Origin of the sequence: Aestuariivirga sp. (assembly GCF_044238155.1) — a bacterium.
GTDB lineage: Bacteria > Pseudomonadota > Alphaproteobacteria > Rhizobiales > Aestuariivirgaceae > Aestuariivirga.
On record NZ_JBIIDX010000163.1, the window covers coordinates 1 to 7,667 of the forward strand.

At 62.9% G+C, this 7,667-nt stretch carries 8 protein-coding genes; 6 read left to right on the forward strand and 2 right to left on the reverse strand.

Going from position 1 to position 7,667, the window contains the following annotated elements:
* The 4 genes from ACILRN_RS14565 to ACILRN_RS14580 form a co-directional block, all read left to right on the forward strand.
* Positions 1-818: aminotransferase class III-fold pyridoxal phosphate-dependent enzyme (locus tag ACILRN_RS14565; protein ID WP_395689485.1), on the forward strand; the 818-nt coding region annotated here is incomplete at its 5' end.
* A gap of 14 nt (positions 819-832) precedes the next feature.
* A complete protein-coding gene (locus tag ACILRN_RS14570) occupies positions 833-2,212 on the forward strand; it encodes a glutamine synthetase family protein (protein ID WP_395689486.1) in 1,380 nt (459 codons plus the stop codon).
* A 4-nt stretch (positions 2,213-2,216) separates the two neighbouring features.
* Complete coding sequence (locus ACILRN_RS14575; protein WP_395689487.1) at positions 2,217-2,996, forward strand: hypothetical protein; 780 nt, start codon at positions 2,217-2,219, stop codon at positions 2,994-2,996.
* Positions 2,993-4,405, forward strand: coding sequence for a sodium:proton antiporter (locus ACILRN_RS14580; RefSeq protein WP_395689489.1), 1,413 nt, complete (start codon positions 2,993-2,995; stop codon positions 4,403-4,405). The genes ACILRN_RS14575 and ACILRN_RS14580 overlap by 4 nt, the downstream gene beginning before the upstream one ends.
* Before the next feature lie 7 nt (positions 4,406-4,412).
* Here the strand turns inward: ACILRN_RS14580 and ACILRN_RS14585 are convergent, their stop codons facing one another.
* Together ACILRN_RS14585 and ACILRN_RS14590 are read right to left on the reverse strand one after the other, a co-directional pair.
* Positions 4,413-4,928 (reverse strand): TIGR00645 family protein, encoded by a 516-nt coding sequence (locus ACILRN_RS14585; protein ID WP_395689491.1) that lies wholly within the window; start codon positions 4,926-4,928, stop codon positions 4,413-4,415.
* 66 nt (positions 4,929-4,994) lie between these two features.
* On the reverse strand, positions 4,995-6,017 hold the full coding sequence (locus ACILRN_RS14590) for a TerC family protein (RefSeq protein ID WP_395689493.1): 1,023 nt from the start codon (positions 6,015-6,017) through the stop codon (positions 4,995-4,997).
* Positions 6,018-6,180: 163 nt separating this feature from the next.
* Here ACILRN_RS14590 and ACILRN_RS14595 point away from each other — a divergent pair, with 163 nt between their 5' ends.
* Both ACILRN_RS14595 and ACILRN_RS14600 read left to right on the forward strand, forming a co-directional pair.
* Positions 6,181-7,218, forward strand: coding sequence for a proline racemase family protein (locus ACILRN_RS14595; protein ID WP_395689495.1), 1,038 nt, complete (start codon positions 6,181-6,183; stop codon positions 7,216-7,218).
* Positions 7,215-7,667: SMP-30/gluconolactonase/LRE family protein (locus ACILRN_RS14600; protein WP_395689497.1), on the forward strand; the 453-nt coding region annotated here is incomplete at its 3' end. The genes ACILRN_RS14595 and ACILRN_RS14600, both read left to right, overlap by 4 nt.

The following is a 7,667-nucleotide window of genomic DNA, read 5'->3' on the forward strand; positions in this document are numbered from 1 at the left end:
CACATGCCGACCCGGCGCTGATCGGCGAAGTGCGCGATCTCACTCAATTCACCAGGGTGGTCGAGTTCAACGATGTTGCCGCGCTCGAGGCGGCGCTGCGCGAGCGCGACGTGGCCTGCGTATTGGCAGAACCGATCATGACCAATGTCGGCATGGTGCTGCCCGATGAGGGATATCATGAGGCGCTGCGCGACCTGACCCGCAGGTCGGGCACGCTGCTGGTGATTGACGAGACACACTGCATCTCGTCGGGGCCGGGTGGTTATACGCGTGCGCATGGACTGGAGCCCGATGCAATGGTGCTGGGCAAGCCCATTGCGGGCGGCATTCCGGCGGCGGTCTATGGCTTCAGCCATGACCTCACGGCACGCGTCAATCGCTTTCTGGAAACGCGCACCCCGGGCCACTCCGGCATCGGAACCACGCTCGCCGGCTCCAAGATCCAGCTGGCACTGATGCGGGTGATGCTGGAAACCTATTTCACGGATGAGGCTTTCAGGCCGCTCCTGACGCTGGCCGAGAAACTGGAACACGACCTGGCCGCGGTGATCAGCCGGCACGGGGCACCCTGGCATGTGGTGCGCGCCGGGGCACGGATCGAATTCATGTGTGCGCCGGACAGGCCGCGCAACGGCGGTGAAGCGGCCCGCATCATCCACCGGCCCGTCGATGCAGCCGTGCACCACTATCTTCTCAACCGCGGAGTCATCGTGACCCCGTTCCACAACATGTTGCTCATCTGCCCGGCCACCACCGCGGCGCATGTGGACAGGCTGACCGGCGAACTCGATCGCTGCCTGTCCGAGTTGATGGCCTGACAAGGATTGAACCCATGACCCTCAAGTTCCCCCACCGTGATGCCGAAGCGCAGTCATTTCTGGACCAGAACCCGGACGTCGAGAGCATACATGTCTTGTGGACGGACATGTGCGGCGTGGCCCGTGGCAAGGTCCTGCGCCGCGACGAATTGGCGCCAGCCTGGCGCGACGGGCGTTTCCTGCCGATCTCTGCCCTGGTGCTCGACGTCACCGGGCAGGACGTGCCGGAAACCGGGCTGGTCTTCGACGAAGGAGACCGCGACATGCTGCTGTGGCCCGTGCCGGGAAGCATGGTGCGTGTTCCGTGGGCCGGGGTTCCATCAGCACAATACATCACCACCATTCATGATCTCGATGGCACGCCACATTACGCCGACCCGCGCAACCTGCTTGAGACGATGGTGCGGAGATTCAAGACCGATCTCAACATGACGCCAGTCGGCGCGGTCGAGCTTGAGTTCTTCCTGATGGACCGCGCAGCGGCGCTGGCCGGAAAGCCGACAGCACCCAAGGCGCTGATCAACGAGGCGCGGCCACAACACTACCAGGCCTATTACATTCAGGATACGGAGGATTTTGCGCCGTTCTTCCACGACCTCTATGCCATGTGCGAGGCACAGGGCCTGCCTGCCAAGACGCTGATTTCGGAATATGCGCCGGGACAGATGGAGATCGTGCTCCGGCACCGGGCCGATGTGCTGAAGGCCTGCGACGAGGCCATCATGCTGAAACGGCTGATCAAGAACGTTGCCGAGCGGCACGGCCTTGCCGCCACCTTCATGGCCAAGCCCTATTCCGCCTGGACTGGCTCGGGCATGCACATTCACGTATCGCTGGCCGACGATCAGGGAGAAAACCTGTTTGCCACCGACGACCCGGCCGGCAACCCGCTGCTGATGCAGGCGCTGGGCGGCCTCAAGGCGACAATGGCAGAAGCAATGCTGATCTTCGCACCCAACGCCAATTCCTACCGCCGTTTCCGGCGCAACTCCTATGCGCCGGTGGCCGCCAACTGGGGCATCAACAACCGAACGGTATCGCTGCGCGTGCCAGCCGGCCCCAGCAAAGCCTGCCACATCGAACACCGTCCGGCCGGCGCAGATGCCAACCCCTATCTGGTGATGGCCGCGGTGCTGGCCGGCATGCACCACGGCATAATGACCAAGGCCAACCCCGGCCCGGCCGTGACCGGCAATGGCTATGCCGGCCGCGCCAAGCCCATTCCGGTCAACTGGCATGCGGCAATCGAAGCATTCCGACGGGCGGCCATTCTCAAGGCCTATTTCGGCAAGCCCTTCATCGATGCGTTCTCTACCCTCAAGGAGGTTGAGGCAGATCGGTTCTACTCTGAACCGACGTCACGCGATTTCGAATGGTACCTGAGGACGGTCTGAGGCGATGCAGATCGATCTCGGCTTCATCTATCTGCTGTCTCCGATTGCGCTGCTGCTCACCCTCACGGCGACCGTGCTGGCCTGCGCGCTTGCCCTCGACTCGCTGTTCCTGCTGCCGCGCATCAGGCGCCTGCGCAGCGAACTGACCAGCCTGACGACGGCGGTCGTCACCGTGTCCGGCGCCATGTTCGCGCTGTCGGTGTCGTTTCTGGCAAGCTCGGTCTGGAGCGCCGAAGACCGGGCCCGCGACATGGTTTTCGCGGAGGCGCGCGCCATCGAGGCGATGGACATCTACCTCGATTACACGACCGGCCCATCGCGCGAGGGCATCCTGCGCCTGATCCAGGACTATGGCACGGCCGTAGCGGCCGAATGGGACAGCATGGCAGAAACCGCCGGACGAGAGTCAGACAAGGCATTGCGGAACATATATTCCGCGGTGATCCGCGGATTTGCGGAGGGCGAGCAGAACCGCATGCTGCAGCAACGCCTGCTCGTATCGCTGGACAGCCTGGCGACCGCCCGGCAGGAGCGACTGTCGATCGCGCAGGACTCGATCAGGGCGAGCCAGTGGCTGCTCATCGCAGGGCTTGGCGTGGTCTTGCTCACCACCGTGGCAGTAAGCCATGCCGCCTTCACGCTGGTGCGGCGAATTGCACTCGTGATCATCAGCCTTGCCATAAGCGTCATGCTGTTCGGAATCATTCTTCACGACCAGCCCTTCGTGGGCGGCGGGGCGGTGAAGCCCGATCCCATTCTGAAAGCCGCGCAGGTGCCGTCATGAGATGGCTGGAACGCCTCTCTGGTTTCGTCGCCATGCTCCTGCTCCTGGCGACGCCCGCCGCAGCAGCCGAAGGACTGGATGGCCGTACGCTTGGCCTCGCCTGGGCCATTCCCTTCATCGGGATGCTGCTGTCCATTGCCGTCCTGCCACTCGCCACGCCGCACATCTGGCATCACCACCGGGGCAAGGTGGCGGCCGTCTGGGCGCTGGCGGCGCTGGTGCCGATCGCCATCACGGCTGGACCGCATGCGGCCGCGCAAGCGGTGACGCACACGGCGCTGGCCGAGTACATTCCGTTCATCCTGCTGCTTCTTGCCCTCTTCACGGTGGCCGGCGGCATCGTGATCCGCGGCAATCTGCGCGGCTCGCCGGCCACCAATACGATCCTGCTGGCGATCGGCGCAGGACTCGCCAGCTTCATCGGCACGACAGGCGCCGCGATGATCATGATCCACCCCGTGATCCGCGCCAATGACGACCGGAAGCACAATGTGCATGTGATCGTATTCTTCATCTTCCTGGTGGCCAATGCCGGCGGCGCCCTCACCCCGCTCGGCGACCCGCCGCTGTTCCTCGGCTTTCTGCGCGGGGTCGATTTCTTCTGGCCGACGGTACATCTGTTCTGGCCGACCGTGATCATCGTCGCGGCCTTGCTTGTGGTGTTCTATTTACTCGACCGGCTCATCTATGCCCGCGAAGGCCACCTGCCGCGCGACCCGACACCCGAACGCGCCATCTCGGTCGCAGGCGGAATCAACTTTGCCCTGATCCCGGCCATCATCGGCGTGATCCTGCTTTCGGCGGCCGCAGACTGGGGGGTGGTCACGATCTATGGCACCGAGGTGGCCGTGGCGGCGCTGGCCCGCGATGCTGCCTTTGTGGCGATCGTTATCCTGTCGCTTGGCCTAACGCGGCGCAGCAACCGCGAGGAGAACAGTTTCAGCTGGGAGCCGATGCGCGAAGTTGCAGAGCTGTTCGCCGGAATCTTCATAACCATCATTCCGGTGCTGGCGATGCTGAAGGCGGGAGCGGACGGCGCCTTCGCGCCGCTGGTGGCGCTGGTGCAGGCACCGGACGGGGCGCCGAACACACTCGCCTATTTCTGGATCACGGGTGGACTCTCATCCTTCCTCGACAATGCGCCCACCTATCTGGTGTTCTTCGAACTGGCCGGAGGCGATCCGGATCATCTGATGGGCGAGGGCGCAGTGACACTGGCCGCCATCTCGGCGGGCGCGGTGTTCATGGGCGCCAACACATATATCGGCAATGCGCCCAACTTCATGGTCTATGCCATTGCCCGCGACCGCGGCGTGAAGATGCCAGGATTCTTCGGTTACATGCTGTGGTCAGGCGCATTCCTGCTGCCGCTGTTCGCCGTCATCTCCTGGTTTTTCTTCAAGGTTTAAAGCCCCCCTACTCGCCTTTCGTCTTCTTGGTGGAAGCCGTCAGCCGGTCAATGTAGGCCAGCAGCAGGGCGGAGACGACGAAGGCCATGTGCATGAAGGTTAGCCACATCAGCTGGCCATCCGTGAATTGCTGGGCGTTGAGGAAGACCTGCAGCAGGTGAATTGAGGAAATCGCCACGATGGTGGAAGCGACCTTTATCTTGAGCGAACCGGCATCGACCTTGCCAAGCCAGGAGATTTCATTGCCATCGGCATTGTCGAAGCGGCTCACGAAATTCTCATAGCCCGAGATGATCACCATGACGACGAGGCTGGCCACAAGGGCGGCGTCGATCAGCGCCAGCATCTTGAGGATGGTGTCGGTTTCGGCCAGCACGAACAGCTTGGTGGCGAATTGATAGAGCTTTCCGGTGAAGGACACCGCGTAGAGCAGCAGCGCCACGGCCAGGCCAACATAGAAAACGACCAGCAGCCAGCGCGAGGCGAGGATGATGGCTTCAATCGTGTGCTCGAGTTTCTTCATCGCAAGGGTTCCGCCATTGACCAGGTTTCCTCTAGGGGCAACCATCCGGCGAGGCAAGAGGCAGCCCTACTGGGCTGCCTCGATGCTGTTGCGGTTGGCGCCCGGAAGCGGCTCCGGCATGTCATTGCGGGTCTTCCACAAGGACCAGCCAATACCCGCCGCGAGCACGCCGATGGTGACGGCGAGCGAGATCGCCGTGTCGATCTTGATGCCGAGCGGCACGAGGAAGATCTTGATGCCCACCAGCACGAGGATGATGGCGAGCGAGTACTGCAGGTAGCGGAAGCGATGCATGGCGGCAGCCAGCGCAAAATACAGCGCACGCAGACCGAGGATGGCGAAGATGTTGGAGGTGTAGACGATGAACGGATCCTGGGTGACTGCAAAGATGGCCGGAACCGAGTCGACGGCAAAGATCAGGTCGACGAACTCGACGATGATCAGGGCCACGAACAGCGGCGTCATGAAGCGAACGAGCTTGCCCGTTTTCGGATCAGGCTTGGTGACGACGAACTTCTCGCCATGCAGTTCATCAGTGACGCGGAAGTGGCGGCGGATGAACTTCAGGATCCAGTTGTCATCCAGCGAGGGCTTCTCGTTGGAGGTCTTGAACATCTTCAGGCCGGTGAAGACGAGGAAGGCGCCGAACAGGAACAGGATCGACTGGAAGGACATGACCAGCGCCGCGCCAAGACCGATCAGCACCGCGCGGAACAGGATCACCCCAAGAATGCCCCAGAACAGCACCCGGTGCTGGTAGATGCGCGGAATTCCCAGGAAGGCGAAGACAGTGGCAATGACAAAGATGTTGTCCATCGCCAGCGACTGCTCGATCAGGTAGCCGGTGAAGAATTCGAGCCCGGATTGCGACCCGCGCGCATACCACACCCAGCCGCCGAACATGAAGGCGATGGCCATGTAGCCGGCATAGAGAAGGAAGCTCTCCTTGGCTTCGATCTCCTTCTGGCCCTTGTGGAGGACGCCCAGATCGAAAACGAGAAGGGCGATCACCACCGAGATGAAGATCAACCAGAAATAGGCGGGCGTTCCGAGAAAATCGCCGAACAGAAAAGTCTGGAGCATGTCCATGGCCGGTCCCCTTGATTATCGGTTGTCGAACAGTTTGCGGTTCCGACATCACGGGAGAGTGCTCCCGCCAGAGGGGCCCGGCGCCGCTCTGGCGAAATATGACGAATTGCGGCAAGTTCAAGGGACGGGAAGATGAAATTCCTGTAATGTTCGGGGGCAGGCGTTGCGAAGCACGATGGCGATTCAGGTGATCTCCTGCCACGCCGAGGGCGAGGTGGGAGACGTGATCGTGGGAGGGCTTGCCCCTCCCCCCGGCGACAGCCTGTGGGAGCAGTCCCGGTTCATCGCCACCGATGGCCGGCTGCGGGCCCTCGTGCTGAACGAGCCGCGCGGCGGCGTGTTCCGCCATGTGAACCTGCTGGTTCCGCCCAAGAACCCGAGGGCCCAGATGGGCTTCATCATCATGGAGCCGGAAGACACCCCGCCCATGTCCGGCTCCAACTGCATCTGTGTTGCGACCGTGCTGCTCGACGCCGGGATCGTGCCGATGACCGAACCCACGACGCAGCTGGTGCTGGAGGCGCCGGCCGGGCTGGTGGAGGTGACTGCCCAGTGCCGGAATGGCAAGGCGCAGGCCATCACCCTGCGCAATGTGCCCTCCTTCGCCGACCGGCTGGACGCGCCACTGGAAGTGGAGGGACTTGGAACGCTCCGGGTCGATACGGCCTTCGGCGGCGACAGCTTCGTGATCGCCGATGCCCGCAAGCTTGGCTTCTCAGTGACGCCGGACGAGGCGCGCGACCTGGCCGTGACCGGCCGCAAGATCGTCAAGGCAGCGAACGAGACGCTTGGCTTCCAGCATCCGGAGCTGCCGGACTGGCGGCACTTTTCCTTTGCCTTTCTGACAGGGCCGCTGGAGCAGGTAGATGGCTGCCTGTCGAGCCGCAATGCCTGCGTCATCAAGCCGGGCAAGATCGACCGTTCGCCCACCGGCACCGGCTGTTCGGCACTGATGGCAGTTCTGCACGCCAAGGGAATGCTCAAGCAGGGACAGCGCTACATCGGCCGGTCGATCATCGACAGCCGGTTCACCTGCGAGATCACCGGCAGCACCATGCTGGCCGGACGCCAGGCCATCCTGCCGAGCATCACCGGACGGGCGTGGATCACCGGCCAGTCAACCCTGATGCTTGATCCGGACGATCCTTTTCCGCATGGTTACAGGCTGGCTGACACCTGGCCGAAGGACCCGCTGGCATGACACCCTATCCGACCCCCATCACCTGCCTGATGGACAGCCGCGACAAGCTCGGTGAAGGCTGTTTCTGGGACAGCGCAAGCCAGAGCCTGTGGTGGCTCGACATCATGCTGCCTTCGGCCATTCATTGCCTGCATGTCGCATCCGGCGCGTATCGCCGCTGGCAGTTCACCGAGATGGTGACCGCCATGGCCCGCCGCCGCGACGGCAGCATTCTGGTTGGTTCGCAAAAGGGCCTCGCCATCTTCAACCCGGCGACCGGCGCGCTTTCACCGTGGCGCGCGATCGACACCGAAACACCCGGCAACCGCGGCAATGACGGCGCCTGCGATGCGAAGGGCCGCTTCTGGTTTGGCACCATGATGAACAACATCGGGCCAGAGGGCGAAGACCTGCCGATCACGGCGGCCACCGGCAAGCTGTTTCGCATTCAGGCCGATGGAACGGCGGAT

Excerpts from the sequence above, each read along its gene's own strand:
- ACILRN_RS14575 (WP_395689487.1), top strand. The coding sequence starts at position 2,217 with ATGCAGATCGATCTCGGCTTCATCTATCTGCTGTCTCCGATTGCGCTG.
- ACILRN_RS14580 (WP_395689489.1), top strand. The coding sequence starts at position 2,993 with ATGAGATGGCTGGAACGCCTCTCTGGTTTCGTCGCCATGCTCCTGCTC.
- ACILRN_RS14570 (WP_395689486.1), top strand. The coding sequence starts at position 833 with ATGACCCTCAAGTTCCCCCACCGTGATGCCGAAGCGCAGTCATTTCTG.
- ACILRN_RS14590 (WP_395689493.1), bottom strand. The coding sequence starts at position 6,017 with ATGGACATGCTCCAGACTTTTCTGTTCGGCGATTTTCTCGGAACGCCC.
- ACILRN_RS14585 (WP_395689491.1), bottom strand. The coding sequence starts at position 4,928 with ATGAAGAAACTCGAGCACACGATTGAAGCCATCATCCTCGCCTCGCGC.